An 18,360-nucleotide genomic window follows, 5' to 3' on the forward strand; every position below is an offset into this window, starting at 1 on the left:
GAATAACTCTGGGTTATTCTTTAATCAAAAAACTATGTTGGCTATGATTCTATGTGGTTCAAAAATCAGAATATTGGATTTTCCCCAAATCATTGATTTATTTCCTTTTCCTAAACATTAACCATGTCCTCAAACAGCTATTCTTTTCGTAATTCAGCCTTGGAAAAAGGCGAGAATGTCTATAGCCTGACAGATGCGGGACTGGAAATATCCACCCAAGGATATAAGGATACAATCCCCTATTCCGAAATCAAAAAAGTGCGCCTCTACCATGATCCAACTCGATTTGCCATGGACAAATATCAATGCGATCTCACCCTAAGCAATGGCGCTGTTTTCACGTTGAAAAGCGTGCATTACAGGGGATTTGGGGATTTTGAAAATAGGGGATCGGCTTATTCCGCTTTTCTTCGGCAATTGCATGAGCGATTGAAAAATTTCCCGGGTATTATCTACCATAGTGGCAACAATCCCGGTTGCTTTGCCGGAAATTTGCTGATTATAATCGGGACCGTCATCATGGTTTCTTTGGCGCTGCTATATATGGGTTCTTCTTCTACCATTGGAATTTTGATCAAACTCGGGGTAGTAGTTGTGATGTTAATTTTTTCTATTGGTTATATGAGGAAAAACAAACCCGCTACCTACAGCCCGGATCATCTTCCCGAAAAGTTGCTGCCTAAATAGGGCTTGAATCCAAGTAAATCAAAAAAACTATGTGCCTCTATGTTTCTATGTGGTTCAAAAAACCATTAAAATGGTTTGATAAGGGATAAGACTAAATCTTTTTCCCACGGTTAAAACCGTGGGCTATTCAATGGGGTTCACCTTTGGTTTGAGTCTTCCAGTCAATCAAAAAACTATGTGCGCTATGTTCCTATTTGGTTTAAATTCCCTAGAAAAAGGCTTTTGTCAAAAAGCATTCAATCCTTCTCTTTCTCTAAGGCATCGAGTTTTGCTTTAGTATAGTCCTGAAATGAGAGGGAAAGAGCCTTTTTATAGCTTTCGATGGCCTTTTCCTTTTCTTTATTCGCAGCAAAAAAATCTCCCAAGGAATCATACGCATTTCCGCTTTCCGGATACAGTCTGATGTTTAGGTGAAATAAATCCCCTGCCTTTTTCATCTGATTCATGCCCAAAAACTCATAGGCCAGGCCGTTTACCAAACTTTCGTCTGGCTTCACTTCAAATCCGAATTTTGCTGAAACTCTATTGTAATGGGTCTCCATTTTTTGGGCCATGTCAACTTCTGCATCTTCCCAATCCCTAGGAGAAAGCTTCATCGTGTAAAAGTCAAAAATGAAGCGAAAAGCATCATATTCGGTAATCAAAGGAACCGTTGGGTGGATTTCATTTTTGTAAAACTTACTGGCGTAATTGATCTTTTGGGGAGCTTGGCTCTTTAAGTAGGCATCGATTTCAAAAATTGATCGGACACCTTCCGTGATAAAGGTACTGTCAGTCAAATATTCATTGATGTCCTCCTCCATTTCCAGATTGGCGATTCCCAAATACAGGTCAATGTTTTCAAATGATTTTTCCGAGGCAAGGGCTTCTTGAAACTCCCTCAATAATCTTCCAGCTGCCCAATTTGAAGTGGGGTCCACCGCAATGTAGGAGTTGAACATTTCAGTGTGATGAAGGAGGGTGTTTAGAACGGTTAGACCTCCAAATGAATGCCCGATTAACATCCGATAAGGGGCCGTTGAATAAGTTGATTCTATGTATGGAATCAGTTCTTTTTCGATAAAGGCGATGAAGTTTTCCCCTCCTCCTGATTCCTCTACCATTTGTGGAGGAATAAATGGATCAATTGGATCAGGTTTATAGGGCGTCAAATCCCGGGTTCTATTGGTATTGGGTATTCCTACCACAATCATTTCCGGGCAGACTGTATTTCCATTGGAATAACTCAAATGGTTGATTAAGCCAACCACAGAATAAAACTGGGAATTGGCATCGAGTAGGTACACTACCGGATATTTTTTTTCGGGAGAATAGTTAATAGGAAGATGGATCCATAGATCCCTTTGTTCGTTCAGGATTTTTGATTGAATACTTTCTATTGATCCAATTACGATTTGGTTCTTATCCTGCCCTTGGAGTGGAAGATAGAGGGAACAAAAACAAATGAAAAGAATGAGCTTCTTCATACAGGTTGGTTTTGAGGAATAACCACATGTTGGCAAAGCTTTTAGCTTGATATTTATTGCTTTTTGTCCGCTGTGGCTTGACTAATGTAGATAAAAATGAGGCCTTTAAAAAGTCAAGTGAATCCATTTACCCGCCAATAAAATCAGGGACTCTTGAATAGGTGATTTAACAGAATAAGAAAGCCTATTTTCCAAATCAAAGACTATGTTCCAATGTGGTTTAAATTCTAAATCATTCAAACCACAGATTGCCGAAAAACCGGCGAATTTTCAAGAAAATCTCCTTCTAAATATGGTTTCCTGCTTTACCTAAAAACACCATTACATAAAGCCTCAATTGAATTGAATCAAGAGATAATTTATTTTTTTAAAGGCTTTACATAATTTTTTCTATATTCTTACAAAAAAATCATTTCTATGAAAAAGTACAGTTTTTTATTCGCGGCGCTTATCCTAATGTTTTTGGGGTCAAGCAGTGCATTTAGCCAAAGGGCAAAGGATATCAAAATCGATTTTAGAATTAATGCCGAAGCCATCTTTCATGGGGGAAGTGTAGAGGATAATTCCCAACTCTCAGATAACAATAATGGTAGAAGTAACAATGGTAAACCTTCTGATTTCGAATCCACAGCCTATCCTTCCAAATTCGTCAATTGGGAAATTTTTGATGTCGGGCCTCATCAAGAAAATTATCAGATTAAATTTTTAGACTTCCCTTGGACAGGAAGTGTTACAGCATTTGCACAGAATCCTATACCAGGAGGTGGCAAGAGAGCCAAAGTAAAGATAGAGGATAATACGCCGGATGGAACGGTAAAATATACCATTCGCTTTACGATAAGATCTCAGACAACCGGAGAGACTCGTACCTTTGTCCTTGATCCAAAGATCAGAATTACATCGACTCCATAAAGGATCTTTTGGCTAGTCTCTTCTGAAAGATCGCTTTATAAATATGCAATCGAACCAAGACTATGACTGAACTTAACGCCCTAAAAGCTAGCCTTTGAACTTGAAAAATCTGGTTTTCTTATTCCTTTACTTTTCGATCTTTAGTCTGACGCTTGCGCAGTCTATGGAGGGATCTAGTCAAATTCGCTCTGAGGCTGACAGCATCAAGGAATTATATTTTGCCAGTGGTGAAGAAAACCTAGACTATTTGGCAAGTTACCTAGTGTTCGAGGCCAATCCGGATAGCCTGTTGAAATATGGGGAAGTCTACTTGGAAAAAGCTCAGGCAGATTCCCTTTACAGCCATATTTCATATGCCTATAGAATGATTGGCTATTCCTATAAATTCAAGGGAGACTTGTCCAAGGCCCTTGAATACTTTTTTGAGTCGCTGAAGTATGCCCAAAAGTCGGGCTCCATGGAGGCGCAGGGCAAATCATTTATTACGATAGCTGATACCTATTCTGCTAGCGAAAACAGTCAAAACGCTGCCATTTATTACCAAAAAAGTATTGAAATTCTAGAGCAAGAAAACGATTCGACCTCCTTGGGATCTGCAATCTTTAATGCAGGGGATGAGTATTTGAAATTGGGGAAGTTGGACTCCGCCTTGCTCTTCGTCGAGCGGGCTCAATTAATCTTCGAAAAGATAAATTTTGAACTGGGGAAAGCCTACTGCCTAGGAAATCTAGGGATGATCTTTGCCGAGTATGGAGACAAAACAAGTTCAGAAAAACGTATCAATCAGGCGATTGAGATTCTTGAAAAATACGAGGAATACTATCCCATTTCCGACTATTTAAACTACTTATCTAATATTTATTTGGAGCATGGTGATCGTGAATCTGCCTTGGCTTATGCCCAAAGAAGCCTTGATCTCGCGGGAAAGTATGGTTTGAAAGATCAGATAAGCGAAGCGAACCTATTACTTTCCACTATTTATGAAAGCTTGAACAATTCCTCCAAAGCGCTGGAATTTTACAAAAAGCATATTCAATACCGGGATAGTGTGAAAAATATTCAGGCTGTACAGGAAATGGCCAATCTGCGAACCGATTACGAGGTTTCCCAAAAACAGGCCGAAGTGGATCTTTTGGAAAGTGAGGCGACTATCGCTACCCTACGAGCTAAGCGGCAGACCTTGCTGCTCTACGGAGTTTTGCTGATGCTCATTTTGGTGGCCTTGTTGGCGATAGGTTCATTTAGACGTTTCAAGTTTGAAAAGGAGACCAAGAAAATAATCGAAGAAGAGAAAAATCGCTCCGAGGAACTCCTGCTCAATATCCTCCCGGAGGAAATCGCTGATGAGCTTAAGGTTTATGGTAAAGTGAAAGCGCATCGCTTCAATTCAGCCACGGTACTTTTTACTGATTTCAAGAGTTTTTCTACCATGGCGGAAATAATCGCTCCGGAACAGCTGGTAGAAAGTATAGACTATTATTTCAAGGAGTTTGATGCGATCGTAGAAAAGTATGGGCTGGAAAAGATCAAAACCATCGGTGATTCTTATATGTGTGCCGGTGGACTTCCTACCGAAACAGAACGGCATGCCTTTGATGTGGTCCATGCCGGTTTGGAAATGATGGAGTTTATCAAAAAGCCAAAACCCGAGGGGATTGTACAATTTGAAATGCGAATAGGAATCCATACAGGTCCTATTATCGCCGGTATTGTGGGGGTGAAAAAGTGGCAGTACGATATCTGGGGAGATACCGTCAATATCGCATCCCGGATGGAGAGTAACTCAGAAGAAGGAAAGATCAATATCTCCGGTACGACCTATGAGATCATCAAGGATGAATTTGAATGCGAATACCGTGGCAGTGTGGAGATCAAGAATCGAGGGATTTGGGATATGTATTTTTTGAAGTCCTAAACGGGAAAAGTAGGTAAAGTCTTTATCTCCCAAAGCCAAGAATCGTTTATCATAAAACTATGTTGGCTATATTCCTTTGTGGTTTAAAAAAACCATTAAAATGGTTTGGGGCTGGGTATTTCAATCTATTACCCCCGATTAAAATCGGGGGCTATTGAAAAGGTGATTTCACAGAATTTTGATGCATTTAATTCCATTAAGAGCTATGTGCGCTATGCTCCTATGTGGTTTTAAAATCTTGATCATTAAATGATCTCCATCAATTGCCCCGAGTTTTAACTTGGGGATAAGGAAATGCCAATCCTGATTGGCTTTAGCCAAATGCTTTCATTACCTAAATAGTAACCCATCCTGAGGACTTCTATCGCTTTTCTATTCCTTACTTTTTGCTGTCAAAAAGTAACAAAAAACCTCCTACCTGAATCAGGCTGGAATGGCCTTCGGACCATTCCTGCTTGAACTTGTCAAACGCTAAAAATCGGTGGATCACCGAGACAAGCTCGGTGCTAACCGATTTTCTTAACGCTTATTGACTGCATTCAATCACCACCTGCTTCAAAGGCAGGATTGGTGCGATAGTAACTTCTTCTCATTTCTTATAAAACGCTGAGCTATTCTTTAATCAAAAAACTATGTACCCTATGTTTCTATGTGGTTCAATATTTTTAAAATTGGTGAGAACCCGCATTAATTGCCCCGAGTTTTAACTCGGGGATAAGGAATGCCGACCCTGATTGGCTTTAGCCAAATATTTTTCTCTTTAGTAGTAACCCGTCCTGAGCTATCCTTTTATCAAAAAACCATGTTTCTATGTGGTTCAAAAAATTTAGGATTGGAGGTTGTCGATATTTTACCCCCGATTTTAATCGGGGTTATTGAATAGGCTGATGATCAAAACTGAAGACCCGATGCATTTTCCAGCTGTTTTGATCATAACTGAGGAAAACCACAAACCTGCTTTTTCCGACCTCAAACTTTTTATTATCAGAAAGGCGAATAGAATTAAATTTTAGGTTTCCTATGACCATGGCCCCATAGAGTTGGTTTTCCTGAAACATGGTGGAAATCTCGTATGCGCCCTCCCATTCTGCATTTGTTCTCCACTCAGTATTGCTACAGAATTGCTCCCAGGATTCTCTGCTGTTTTCCTTTCCCACGCTGAGCCCACCCAAGTCGTGGTAGAATTCCATGGTATCACTTTCCAGACTCAGGATTTTCTCCACTTGGCAGGAATTATAAGCATCCCAATAGCTAGCCAAAAAATCTGAAACTTGCTGATTTACCATAGATTGAAGGCTATCTGGGTTTACATTTTGGGCGAACCCTATGGATGAAGAAAAAATCCAAAAAAGTAGAAGGGCTGGAATTCTAATGTTCATAAGTTGGATTTTTTAAATTGGTATTAGCTCAGATTCTGAGGCTCTTAGTCAATTTAGAAAACTATACTCATTATTCCATCAGATACTATGTCTGCTATGTTCCGATGCGGTTCAAAAAACCATTAAAATGGTTTGGGTTTGGAGGGTGTCGATCTATTACCCCCGATTAAAATCGGGGGCTATTGAATAGATGGTTTTTACCTGATTTTAATGCTAATCTCTAAATCAAAAACTATGTGCCCTATGTTCCTATGTGGTTCAATATTCTTAAAATTGGTGAGAACCCGCATTAATTGCCCGAGTTTTAACTCGGGGATAAGGAAATGTCAATCCTGATTGGCTTTAGCCAAATATTTTTCTCTTTAGTAGTAACCCGTCCTGAGGCATTCTTTTAATCCAAAAACCTATGTGCCCTATGTTTCTATGTGGTTCAAAACCCCCAAAAATGGTCTTAGCTAAATAGACCACTAATTAGGCCCGACGTCGAACCAAAAAGGTGAACTCATTGAGCAAAAAGGTCCTCGCGCCGAGCAAAAAGGTGAACTAATTCACCAAAAAGGTCCGGCATTTCGCCAAAAAGGTGAACTCACCGAGTAAAAAGGTTCACGCACTAAGCAAAAAGGCGAACTAGTTCACCAAAAAGGTCCGACAGTTCACCAAAAAGACGAACTCACTGAGTAAAAAGGTTCAGGCGAGGTCTTCTGAAGAGGGGAGGGGTACTTCCGAAGTACCCTCCCCCACTTGGGAAGTAGCCCTAAGGGGTTGGGAAATGGGTGAAATAAAAAAGCGTTGAGGTGGTCTACGCTTTGGTTTTGAAGTCTTTTAAATAATGAATTGCAAATTCATTTGGATAGGAAGGTGGAGATGCAGTCTAGACCTAGGCGAGGACTTTGTTATTTATTTTCTCTCCAAAACAATAGGTCCAAATGGACTCTTGCAACTCCTTTTTCAGTTGCTAGCAAATTTGCTTTTTCTTGAAATTGATCACTGGTTTCCTTTGTAAGGTTTTTAATTCTATCCCATTTTGGAAGTTTTTTAGGAAAACTACGAATTAGTCCTTTTGCAACATCTTTGTCCAGTGGAACTTCTAAATACTTTAGCATTCGATTGTTATCACTATAATCTTTTGGTAGGTTAAATTTGTCCGCGAAATATTTATTATAACAAATGTCTCTTAAAAACAAATTGAGACCTTTTCTCGCCGCTCCCCAACTTTTGGCCTCCTTTGGGAATAACTTCAAAAGTTCATTCGTGTGATTGTCAAGAAACAGTGAATACTCATCTTTTTCTTTCAAAGCAGAAAAGAAATTTTGTAGGTCAATCTTTTTTTCAAAATAATTCCTACAGGTTTCTACTAACCCACTTCCGCCTTGATTCCTTAATGCTGAAGCACCAACTGAAAGTTGAGCAATTCGTCTCTGTAATTTTTTGTCGAATTCGTCTTTATCCATTGTTGATTTTACAGCTTCAAAAATACTTTGCCTTAAATAATGGTAAGAATTTATATATCTATTCTAAGAATTCGGCACCCTTGCATTATAAGAATCCAAAATTTCAAAATTCTCTGATTCCTTTATGAGCTGATCTAGGTTTGAGAAATTCTCTCCTAGGTCTTGGAGGTTTTTGATTTTTACAGCAGTTCCTGCCATACAGACCATCAACATTCCTTTACCGGCTCCCGCTTCTGAATAATCAATATCCGTAGCAATAATGGCGTGACACTTTAATTTCAATGCTTGGGCTCGTAATTGCTGTTTACAGTTTTCTTCTGCATCGATTAATTTTTGTCGATAGGTATTGGAGTTGCTTCCAAAAAAATCTGACCAACTTGAAACAACTTCTGCAACTAATCCAGTCCCTGCAACAAGCTGAGCTGTTACAATCGAAACAGGTTCATAGTCCCATTTTGGAGGCTGATGAATCGTTAAAATTGGAAGTTCGCTGATGTGATTAGAAATAAAATCCTTTGCTTGCTTTAGTTTGGGCTGATAGTTCTTATTGGCCTCATGAAATAATTCTGGATAGCATTTTTCACAGTAAGCTTCAGCTTTGGATTCCGTAAAATCATTTAAAAATCGGGTTACATTTTCATTTTGTAAATGATTACTCGATACTAATCCGAATCCGATTTTAGCTCCACAATTTGGACAGATCTCTTTGGTCATTTTTCGTTGATTTTAACGCTCTAGCTATGAGTAGTGCGGGATTAGAAAGCTCTGAACTATCAGACTAACGCTATGTTTGTTAATATTTATTCACTTTCATTTAGCACTAAAACCCGCATTACGTATAGCTTTTGTTAGGCTTTGTTATTTTATTCTTACTATAAATTTCATAAATGAACTTGCCATTTCAATAATGATTTCTACTTCATTTTCATTTACGTTGTCATTGTGCTTTACATAGGTGTTTTGATACTTAGAGAAGTAATCTATTAGTTTTAGAAACATATTATTCAATTCTTTAGAGCCATTTCGTTCATTGATGAATTTGCCTAATTCCGAAATTTGATTTTCCAATGATTTACCATTTTCGAGAACAGTTTTTAGCAAAGTCTCCAAAGATAGTCTCAAGTCGTCCAATAAATTCCTTTGATGAATTCCATTTGAGTGCTTTTCTAAACAGTCATTGTAAAGTTTTAAAACTTCAGGGTATTCAGAGAGCCAATGTTGTGTCTCTTCAACCAAAGACTCGTTAATCTCTTCTTTTGCATTTCCTTCACCTAATGCTCCATATCGTGAGATTAATTTTATTCTTAAATCTTTTACTCCTGCATTATTTTCAAAATGAGGAAGTTCGGATAATTCTTTTATGATTTTAAACTGTTGTTCTGGATTAAAGGCTTTCAAATTTTCTCGAAGTGCAGTTCTTTTGTTTGGCAAATCTGCTGGAAATGGATATTCTGGATATGGAATTTCGATGTCAAAGTCAATTGCATATGCAGCACTGTATTCGGCAATTCGGCTTCCTGTTAGTCCGTCTTGTGTTTCGGCTAGTGTGTCAGCTGCATAATTTATAAATGTTGTTGGAATCATTTAGTTGTCCTGTTTTTTAACAAAGCCTAACTCGTTTATATACGCCACTTTATAGCGTGTATACCCCTTAATTTAGATGGATAAACGCCACAAGGGTTAAGTTTTATTCTTTTTAATTTTTCCGACATTTTCCAGAAGATTTTTTTTAAATGTGCCTTTGGGAGTCCACCAAAACTCAATCCTGAAAAATCTTCCCTGAAAAACGAATCGATTAAGAAAAGCATCTTTTCCATACGGCGCAATCCCCTAAAATGGGTATTTTTTGGCCTTTTTTAGTCAATAGTCCATAGACCATGGTCCATGGCCGGGGCGTAATGGACAGATACGTATCGGCTGTGGACTGTCGACTGTGGACAGTGGACCACAATGGAGATTGCTTCGCTCCGCCTCCCTTCTGGAGGCAGGCCTCCCTACGTGAGGTAAACCTTCCTGTGGGAGGTAAGCTCGCAATGACGTGTCCCCACTGCTTACTGAATACTGTTTACTGAAAACTGCTCACTGTGGTCTGTCGACTGTGGACCGTCGACTTATGAAAAATCCCCCTAGCCCCCTTTGAAAGGGGAAATTGAGGCGTGGTGGACTGGAAGAAAAAAGCCTCCCCATTGCTGGAAAGGCTTTTTTTGCTTTTTGTCAACGGTTGACAGTCCATAGTCCATGGCTGGGGCGTATCGGACTAGTGCGAATCGGCTGTGGTCTGTTGTCTGTGGACAGTGGACCTCACCATGAGACTGCTTCGTCGTTCCTCCCTGCCTTGTCGGCAGACAGGCTCGCAGTGACGGTTTACAACTGCAAACTGCCCACTACTTCAAACTCCCAATCATATCCTCAGGCTTCACCCATTCATCGAATTGCTCGGAGGTGAGAAGGCCTAAAGCGATGGCTGCTTCACGAAGGCTGGTGCCTTCTTTATGGGCTTTCTTTGCGATGGCAGCTGCATTTTCATAGCCTATATGAGTATTCAAGGCAGTTACCAACATCAAGGAGTTTTCCAAGTGACGCTTGATGACAGGAGTGTTTGGTTCGATGCCTACTGCACAGTTGTCATTGAAGGATACGCAAGCATCCCCGATCAAGCGGGCAGACTGTAGGAAGTTGGCTGCGATTAGCGGCTTGAATACGTTCAGCTCGAAATGTCCGTTGGATCCACCGATAGAGATGGCTACGTCATTACCCATTACTTGCGCGGCAACCATGGTCATGGCTTCTACCTGGGTTGGGTTGACTTTACCTGGCATGATGGAGGAACCTGGTTCGTTTTCAGGAATCAGGATTTCGCCGATACCGGAACGTGGACCGGAAGAAAGCATGCGGATGTCATTGGCGATTTTCATCAGGGAAACAGCCAATTGCTTCAAGGCACCATGGGCTTCTACCATGCCATCATGAGCAGCTAAGGCTTCGAATTTGTTTGGAGCTGTCACGAAAGGCTGACCTGAAAGTTCGGCGATTTTCTTCGCTACCAATTCCGCATAACCTTTTGGCGTGTTCAAGCCTGTACCTACTGCCGTACCTCCCAAAGCAAGTTCAGACAGGTGGCTCAAGGTATTTTTCAAAGCTCGAATACCATGATCCAATTGAGCTACATAGCCGCTAAACTCCTGCCCCAATGTAAGGGGAGTTGCATCCATAAAGTGGGTACGGCCAATTTTCACGACATCCTTGAAAGCCTTTGCTTTGGCATCCAAGGTATCCCGCAATTTCTGAACACCCGGAATGGTTGTTTCCACCACCATTTTGTAAGCTGCTATGTGCATAGCCGTCGGATAGGTGTCATTGGAAGATTGGGACTTGTTCACATCGTCATTTGGGTGGATGGATTTTTTGGCATCTTCCAGCGAACCGCCCATCAATACATGCGCTCGGTAAGCGATCACCTCGTTGGTGTTCATGTTGGATTGGGTACCGGAACCGGTCTGCCAAACCACCAATGGGAATTGGTCATCCAGTTTGCCCGCCAAGATCTCATCACAAACGGTAGAGATGATATCGGCTTTTTCCTGGGCAAGTACACCCAATTCAGCGTTGGTTTGGGCAGCAGCCTTTTTCAGGATGGCGAAAGCGCGGATGATTTCGATCGGCATGCGGTTTTTCTCGCCACCGATTTTGAAGTTGTTGATGGATCGCTGGGTCTGTGCGCCCCAGTACTTATCAGCAGGGACCTCTACCGGGCCCATGGTATCTTTTTCAATTCGGATGCTCATGATATTGGGTTTTTGTTTCGGTTTTTCTGGCCGCTAAATTAATGTCTGCCAGCCTTTTTCCCTAGATCCACCCGATTTAATCCTTCAATTGGTAATTGATGGTTTGGTGGAAATCCTTGCGGGACTGATTTACCTGTCGGTGAAAGAGAAAAACAGCAAGAAAATAGTTGATAAAAGCCAATCCCAGACAGATTCCTCCATTCAGGTATTCCTGTGAAATTCCCAGGTAGTAAGCGGAAAATCCCAGCAGCACAATCGTCCAGAAAAGCACAAAAAAGAGGGCTCCGGGAAAGAGTTTGTAGCGGAGGAAAATAATGGATCCCCGAGGGGTGTCTTCCACTTCGCCGAGGATAAGGGGAAGAAAGGTATTGCTGCGCTGAATGACTTTGGAAAGGCGGAAACTTTGATTTCCTACGATGCCATTGAAGGCGATGCCTGCTTGATTGGCTAGCTGGTTTTTATCCAAAAAATTCACTTCCCGTGTTTTGCGGGAAATATGTTCCATGACCTCCTCCTTGGAAAGAGCGCTGACCAGCGTTTCGGTATAGAAAGGGATGAGATTCATGGGTTTATAACTCGCATTTGGTTGATAGGGTTATCAATTTACGAATCGATTTACGATTTACGAAGTACGATTTACGAATTACCGAACCCTCCAAGGGATTGGGGATTCTATTATTTATGGATATTAAAAATTCGATTTTGGATAAAAAAGAACCCTTGGAGGGTTTTTAAGGGTGGTTTTTGAATATCGAATGTTGAATGATGGGAATTACGATTTACGAATGACGATGGACGAATCGAAGTGCGATTTGCGAGGTGCCGAACCCTCCAAGGGATTGGGATTTTTATAATTAATTGATATCAAAAACTCGATTTTAGAAAAAAAAGAACCCTTGGAGGGTTTTTTAGGGAAGGGTTTTTCAATATCGAATGGTGAATTATGGGAATTACGATTTTCGATGGACGAATGACGAGGTTAAATGGAGAATTAGGAATGAAGAATTTTTGTCAGTCCTAGCACCTACTTTACTGTCAGTCCGAGCGCCTGCCTTGCCGGTAGGCAGGGAGTCGAGGACCATTCTTGCCTCCCGACTCCCCTCGGTCATGTGCTCAGGGTGACACTAATTTCAACCTTCCCACTTTCCAACCTTCTCACTTTTCCACCTTAAAACTTTACAACCTTCCAACCTTCCAACCTCAACCTCCCAATCACTTCACCGCAATACAGGAAATCTCCACATTCACATTTTTAGGGAGTTTGCTGACTTCGACGGTTTCACGAGCGGGAGGGTTGGATTTAAAATATTGTCCATATGCCTCGTTGATCGTTGCGAAATCATCCATGGACTTGATGAAAATGGTGCATTTGACTACATCCGCAAAGCTGAATCCAGCAGCTCGAAGTACGGCCTCCAGATTTTTCATCACGGCATGGGTTTCTTCTGTGATGTTTTCATGGATCAATTCCCCGCTATCTGCGTCCAAGGGAATTTGCCCCGAAACATAAAGGGTATTACCCGCCAAAACAGCCTGTGAATAAGGTCCAATTGGGGCCGGAGCTTCCGGGGTGAAAATGATTTGATTTGCCATTTAGTATTCTATGATTATAAACTATAAAACTTTTTATTCTAATGAGGCTTCGACTCCCCGCTTGACAGTGAGGCAGGAGCTCAGCCAGATTATCATTCTAATATGCTTAGAATTGTCCTCGACTCCGCTAGGACTGACACTAGGCCAAACTTTTCCCTTTCCAACCTTCCCACTTTATAACCTTCCAACCTTCAACCCTTCTCTACCAACTTCCTCCGGCGCCGCCGCCACCGAAACTACCACCACCGAACCCTCCAAATCCGCCGCCACCGCCGCCGAATCCACCAAAGCTTCCTCCACCTCTGGAGAAGTCTCCAAACTTCCCTCTTCCTCCGCCTTTCAGCATATTGGCCAGCATGATGGTTGTCCAAAGGTCAATGCCTCCTCCTTTACCACCCATGTGGTTATCATTATCCTTACGGTTTCGAATCAACGGAATAATCACAAAAATCAGGATGAAGATGAAGAGAATTACAAATCCCCCACCCTCATTTCCATTGTCCAAAACCTGCTCGGCTTTGTATTCTCCGGATGCGAGTTTGAAGATCATATCCGTAGCCTGATCCAATCCCGCATAGTAGTTTTCCATTTTGAAATTAGGGATAATCAGGTCGCTGACAATACGCTTTGCCAAGGCATCCGGCACTGCTCCTTCCAAACCATAGCCGGTGGCGATAAATACCTTTCGGTCGTCCATGGCAGCTAGAATCAGGAGTCCATTATCATTCTCAGCTCCACCGATTCCCCATTGATCTCCCAGTTGGAAAGCATAATCGGAGATATCGTACGGACCCACTGATCGAATCATGACGATAGCGATTTGGGTGGAAGTACTGTCATTATAGGCTACCAGTTTTCGCTCGAGTTGATTGACTTCACTGGAGCTGAGTGTTTGGGTGAAGTCATTCACCAAACGGGGAGGATTGGGAGGTGGTGGAAAGTCCTGAGCTTCCGCTCCTGCCAGAATGAAAAAAGTCAATAAAAGGAATAAGAGGTCTTTAAGACCCGAATGAAATTTCATCAGGTAGTTCGTTTTCGTCTGCGTCGCCTTGGTGAGGGAAATGTTCGGAAAGGGCTTTTCCTGCGGATTCGATCCCTTCGATCAGGCCTTGGGTAAATTGACCTTTGCTGAATAGCTCGGCCATGCGGTTTTTGATCTGTTCCCAAAAGTCCACGGGAACCACTTGGTTGATCCCGGCATCTCCCAGAACAGCAAATTTGTGATCTTCCACAGCCAGGTAGAAGAGGACTCCGTTTCTATCCTTGGTCTGATACATTTTGAGGGTTTCGAATACCTCTGCCGCCCGATCGAGTACTTCGATGCGGCAGTGGTTTTCGATATGTACCTGGATTTCTCCGGAAGTGACTTTTTCAGCCCCTACAATGGCTTGGATGATTTGTTCTCGATCTTCGGTAGAAAAGAGTTTCTCAGCCATTTTTCAGAATTTAAAACTGAACCGTTGGAGCATTTTCAGCACCTGCTGAAGCTTCAAAAGTTCCTTTGGTTTCAAATCCATACCATCCTGCAAAGAGGTTGTTCGGGAAGGTTCGCAAGTTGGTATTGTAAGCAACAACCTCTTGGTTGAAGTTCCTTCTAGCAACCGCAATTCGGTTTTCAGTTCCTTCCAATTGAGCCTGCAGCTCGAGGAAATTTTGGTTTGCTTTCAAATCAGGATAGCGCTCCACAGCTACTAACAATCGGCTCAAAGCACCTGAAAGTTGGTCCTGAGCTTGTTGGAATTGCTCGATATTCTCAGGAGTCAGATTCGTCGGGTCGATGGTGATAGAAGTAGCTTTTGCTCGGGCTTCAATCACACCGGTCAAGGTTTCCTGCTCGAAATCCGCATAGCCTTTCACGGTATTGACCAAGTTTGGAATCAGGTCAGCACGACGCTGATATTGGGTTTCTACTTCGGCCCACATGCCATTGACTTGTTCTTCTGTAGCTACAAAGCTGTTATAGGTTCCTACCGCTTTGGTGTAAATGAAAATTCCCACTACAGCTAGGATGGCAATTGGAATCAATACTTTTTTCATAGTGTCTGTTTTTTTAATCTGTGATCAAGTTGGTTAGTTTTTAAATTAACTGCTTGCTGATCAAAAGTAAGAAATTTTTGATGCTTTGCTTTCGATCAAATTTGTTTCTGCAAGGTAATCTGATACGTAAAATCCTCATAGCGGGTTAGGGTCTCGTCAAAGTACCTGCGCACTTCGAATTCCACCACCTTTCCTTCCTCCGACCGGAGGAGTTTGATAACCTCTGCCAGTTCCCAAATAATGACGGGAATTTTATTGATGCTAAGGACCTCATCAAAAGGGAGAATTCCTGCTTTGGCTGCCGGGGAACCTTCACGCACTGCTCCAATGTAAAATCGTTGATCATCCGTTGGGACTTTTTTCACCGTCATCCCGCTCATGTCATATTCATAAGGCACATAAAAAGTCTCGCCTTTTTTAAACATGGCTCGTTTGCGCGGATAATCCAGAATTATTCGGGTTCGTCCCAAAATCTCTGAGCCCAAACTTCCATAGCGCCCTGTTTCCTTGATGACATAGCTAAAGGCTGTTTCCTCCGGATAGGATGTAAGGACATCCCGTTGCTTTAGACTCTTGATTTTGACCCAATCCACTCGCGCGATATGTCCATAGAGTGTACCGCCTAGGCTTTGTCCCAATTCGGTTTCGATATTCATAGAAGGGAGTTCGATGCGATCGGTGGTTTCCTGATTGAGTAAGAGCCCGTGATTAGCACCCGTATCGATGAGCAATTTGGAATCGAGAATATCCCCATTTCGCTGCTTGACAGTAGCACGGATATAAGGCTTGTTTTGCTCAATGCTCATGTCAAGTTTTGTGTAAAAAGGCGGTCGCCATTTCATAGCTTTTCTACGGAAAAATTCAATTCGCTCATCATCATAATTGATTTTGACAGGGTTGAATTTGAAAAACTCATAGCCGATGATTCCATAAATCGGTACACCAACTACTGATTCCAATTCCAAGAAGTCCTCTTCCAAAACGAGTAGACTTTGAGCAGTCCCTTCGATAGGCCCCAAGTCCAGGTGATTCACAGGAGAAACCTGTGCCATGATTTCCTCCGAACCATCAGCTCCCATCAAATTAAGTCGACGGGAATATTCCAAGCCCATGGCATCTCCCAAATCTTTACTGAAAAGGATATTGGAGCGCACACCGGTATCGATGAGGAAATTCACCGGATAGGTGCCATTGATGGAGACGGGTACGATGATGAGGCTGTTGGAGGCGTAAAAAGGTAAAATCACACGCCGTTTATCTTCTTTCATAAAGAATCCTGGAATTTGGGCGATAGCTCCAAATTCTATGGCAAAGATGAGTGAAAACAGAACCAGAAATCTTTTCAAGTCTCTTGGGGTCGGGTGGTTTCTTAATTTACAATTTTGCTTGCAATGCGTACAATGATTAAACGAAAATCCCCACCCTCAATGTTTCCATAAATTTTTAATTAGACTGAAACCAAATTATTGTAAAGAGGATGGCTGGCTTGTCAAAAAATCGATTATCCCGCATCTTTAATTTTTAGATCGTAAAAAAATGGCAGAGACGGCGCTGATCGAAAAAGCGAAAAAGATTTTTGAGAATTTCCTGATCAAAAAGGGAAGCCGAAAAACCCCGGAGCGGTTTTCGGTCATCGATGAATTGTATTTGCTTCCTCAGGATGAGCACATTGATGTGGAGGGGCTTTTTCTGAAGATGCGGAATAAGGGCTATACCATCAGCCGGGCAACGATTTACAACACGCTTGATTTGTTGGTGGAAAGTGGCTTGGCCGTAAAGCACCAATTCAAGGACAAGGTGGCGCTGTATGAGCAGGCCTTGACCTATAAGCACCATGACCATCATGTATGCAATCAATGCCGGAAAATCCGTGAGTTCTCAGATCCTAAAATCAATGAAATCAAGGAGTTGATTGGAAAGGAATTCGATTCATCCATCACCTCCCATTCCTTGGTTTTGTATGGGGATTGTCAGATCAAAAACTGCGAGAATCTCCCTCAGATTTAAGCCTTTCGAAAGATTTTTCGGTAGATAGGTTTGCGATAAACAAACTGTACCCAAAGTGCCGGATAAAGAAGAAAGGTCAGCAAGAAATTAGGCCCTTCGAACTCAATTTCATCTCGAATAATGCTACCCTCTTCTTTTCTGATGACACGGTGTTTGTGTGTCCATTTTTTGAGGAAAAAAGGGAGTTCAGTTCCCTGATCGATGAAATAAAATTCCTTTTCATCGGTATGGTCCTCAGTGATATCACTGGTCCACTTTTGCTTGAAAAAAATAAAATTCAGTTCCAGGGAGACTACATCACCTTTTTTCGAACCATCAAATCGAAGCAATTTCACCGGAGGAAAAGGAGGACTTAACCGCTTGAATAGGCTTTCATCGAAGCCGTCCTTTACGGTTAGGTAATCTTGCTGTACGTGAGTTTCGAGTTGGAGCTTCATCTTTTACAAACTGATCACAAATAATAAAAAGAGCACCAACCAGATCCCATCCATAAATTGCCAGTAAACGGTAAAAAGCCGAAGGCGCATTTTCTCAAAAGGGTTGGTAAAAAGGATGAGGCGCTGAATTTCATCATGTTTCCGCTTTCGCAGTTGTACCCAAAGTATGGCAGCAAATACCATGGCTCCCAACAAGTGGAAGATGTGGATTCCAGATAGGAGGTAGAGAAAACTTCCGCTTGGGATTCCCTTGAAGTCAATTCCCATGGATTGCAATTCCATCCATCCGGATACCTGAAGTGCCGTGAAAATAATTCCTAGCAGCAAGGTCGTTCCTAAAGCCCGACTTACTTTATCGGCTTTTTCTTCCTGATAATAGAGGCGCATTTTGGTGGCAGTATAGCCACTGGAAACCAATAAAAAGGTTGAAATCAGAAAAGAGACTGGGATTTTTTTATTCATCCCGGCTAATTGATCCAAGCCTGAAAATAGGAAAGCAGCCACCAAAAACAGGAAGATCAAACCGCTCCCAATCATCCCCAGGTACAAAAGCGTCTCATAGGGATGCATGGATTCGATGCGCTGAAACCAGGTTTTATGTTGGGAAGTCTGATTCATTGAGAGGAAAACAAATTACAGCGCCTTAGGTTCAGGACTTGGGATATTTCATCAATTTCTAATTTGAAAAAAT

18 protein-coding genes are annotated in these 18,360 nt (G+C 41.8%); 4 read left to right on the forward strand and 14 right to left on the reverse strand.

The genetic code is table 11. From position 1 onward, the window contains the following. The first annotated feature begins 123 nt into the window (after positions 1-123). A complete protein-coding gene (locus E4S40_RS06125) occupies positions 124-687 on the forward strand; it encodes an SdpI family protein (protein WP_135072246.1) in 564 nt (187 codons plus the stop codon). Between the two features lie 236 nt (positions 688-923). On the opposite strand, the gene E4S40_RS06130 is transcribed toward E4S40_RS06125, so the two are convergent. After that, a complete protein-coding gene (locus E4S40_RS06130; protein ID WP_135072248.1) occupies positions 924-2,153 on the reverse strand; it encodes an alpha/beta hydrolase-fold protein in 1,230 nt (409 codons plus the stop codon). Between the two features lie 417 nt (positions 2,154-2,570). On the opposite strand from E4S40_RS06130, the gene E4S40_RS06135 reads away from it, so the two are divergent. Continuing rightward, complete coding sequence (locus tag E4S40_RS06135; RefSeq protein ID WP_135072250.1) at positions 2,571-3,065, forward strand: hypothetical protein; 495 nt, start codon at positions 2,571-2,573, stop codon at positions 3,063-3,065. 100 nt (positions 3,066-3,165) lie between these two features. After that, complete coding sequence (locus tag E4S40_RS06140; RefSeq protein WP_135072252.1) at positions 3,166-4,980, forward strand: adenylate/guanylate cyclase domain-containing protein; 1,815 nt, start codon at positions 3,166-3,168, stop codon at positions 4,978-4,980. 872 nt (positions 4,981-5,852) lie between these two features. Here the strand turns inward: E4S40_RS06140 and E4S40_RS06145 are convergent. The 11 genes from E4S40_RS06145 to E4S40_RS06195 form a co-directional block, all read right to left on the reverse strand. Then, positions 5,853-6,359, reverse strand: coding sequence for a Cif family virulence factor (locus E4S40_RS06145; RefSeq protein WP_135072254.1), 507 nt, complete (start codon positions 6,357-6,359; stop codon positions 5,853-5,855). A gap of 893 nt (positions 6,360-7,252) precedes the next feature. Next, positions 7,253-7,810: a hypothetical protein gene (locus tag E4S40_RS06150; RefSeq protein WP_135072256.1), complete on the reverse strand. Its 558-nt coding sequence runs from the start codon at positions 7,808-7,810 to the stop codon at positions 7,253-7,255. A 63-nt stretch (positions 7,811-7,873) separates the two neighbouring features. After that, the gene (locus E4S40_RS06155) at positions 7,874-8,524 is read right to left on the reverse strand and encodes a heavy metal-binding domain-containing protein (protein WP_135072258.1); all 651 of its coding nucleotides are present in this window, start codon (positions 8,522-8,524) and stop codon (positions 7,874-7,876) included. A gap of 144 nt (positions 8,525-8,668) precedes the next feature. Then, positions 8,669-9,394: a hypothetical protein gene (locus E4S40_RS06160; RefSeq protein ID WP_135072260.1), complete on the reverse strand. Its 726-nt coding sequence runs from the start codon at positions 9,392-9,394 to the stop codon at positions 8,669-8,671. A gap of 800 nt (positions 9,395-10,194) precedes the next feature. Continuing rightward, positions 10,195-11,595: a class II fumarate hydratase gene (fumC, locus tag E4S40_RS06165; RefSeq protein WP_135072263.1), complete on the reverse strand. Its 1,401-nt coding sequence runs from the start codon at positions 11,593-11,595 to the stop codon at positions 10,195-10,197. Between the two features lie 76 nt (positions 11,596-11,671). Beyond that, positions 11,672-12,160, reverse strand: a complete 489-nt coding sequence (locus E4S40_RS06170) for a hypothetical protein (protein WP_135072265.1) — start codon at positions 12,158-12,160, stop codon at positions 11,672-11,674. A gap of 647 nt (positions 12,161-12,807) precedes the next feature. After that, on the reverse strand, positions 12,808-13,188 hold the full coding sequence (locus tag E4S40_RS06175) for a RidA family protein (protein WP_135072267.1): 381 nt from the start codon (positions 13,186-13,188) through the stop codon (positions 12,808-12,810). Positions 13,189-13,390: 202 nt separating this feature from the next. After that, positions 13,391-14,209, reverse strand: a complete 819-nt coding sequence (locus tag E4S40_RS06180; protein ID WP_135072269.1) for a TPM domain-containing protein — start codon at positions 14,207-14,209, stop codon at positions 13,391-13,393. Continuing rightward, on the reverse strand, positions 14,187-14,624 hold the full coding sequence (locus tag E4S40_RS06185) for a TPM domain-containing protein (RefSeq protein WP_135072270.1): 438 nt from the start codon (positions 14,622-14,624) through the stop codon (positions 14,187-14,189). The genes E4S40_RS06180 and E4S40_RS06185 overlap by 23 nt, the downstream gene beginning before the upstream one ends. A gap of 10 nt (positions 14,625-14,634) precedes the next feature. Further along, on the reverse strand, positions 14,635-15,225 hold the full coding sequence (locus tag E4S40_RS06190; protein WP_135072272.1) for a LemA family protein: 591 nt from the start codon (positions 15,223-15,225) through the stop codon (positions 14,635-14,637). A 95-nt stretch (positions 15,226-15,320) separates the two neighbouring features. Then, positions 15,321-16,571 (reverse strand): aspartyl protease family protein, encoded by a 1,251-nt coding sequence (locus E4S40_RS06195; protein WP_237563141.1) that lies wholly within the window; start codon positions 16,569-16,571, stop codon positions 15,321-15,323. 190 nt (positions 16,572-16,761) lie between these two features. On the opposite strand from E4S40_RS06195, the gene E4S40_RS06200 reads away from it, so the two are divergent. Further along, complete coding sequence (locus tag E4S40_RS06200; protein ID WP_135072274.1) at positions 16,762-17,232, forward strand: Fur family transcriptional regulator; 471 nt, start codon at positions 16,762-16,764, stop codon at positions 17,230-17,232. On the opposite strand, the gene E4S40_RS06205 is transcribed toward E4S40_RS06200, so the two are convergent. Further along, complete coding sequence (locus tag E4S40_RS06205; RefSeq protein ID WP_135072276.1) at positions 17,229-17,669, reverse strand: SRPBCC family protein; 441 nt, start codon at positions 17,667-17,669, stop codon at positions 17,229-17,231. The genes E4S40_RS06200 and E4S40_RS06205 overlap by 4 nt on opposite strands. A gap of 3 nt (positions 17,670-17,672) precedes the next feature. Further along, on the reverse strand, positions 17,673-18,287 hold the full coding sequence (locus E4S40_RS06210) for a cytochrome c oxidase subunit 3 (RefSeq protein ID WP_135072278.1): 615 nt from the start codon (positions 18,285-18,287) through the stop codon (positions 17,673-17,675). Positions 18,288-18,360: the final 73 nt, after the last annotated feature.

Origin of the sequence: Algoriphagus kandeliae, assembly GCF_004571135.1 — a bacterium.
GTDB classification, from domain to species: domain Bacteria; phylum Bacteroidota; class Bacteroidia; order Cytophagales; family Cyclobacteriaceae; genus Algoriphagus; species Algoriphagus kandeliae.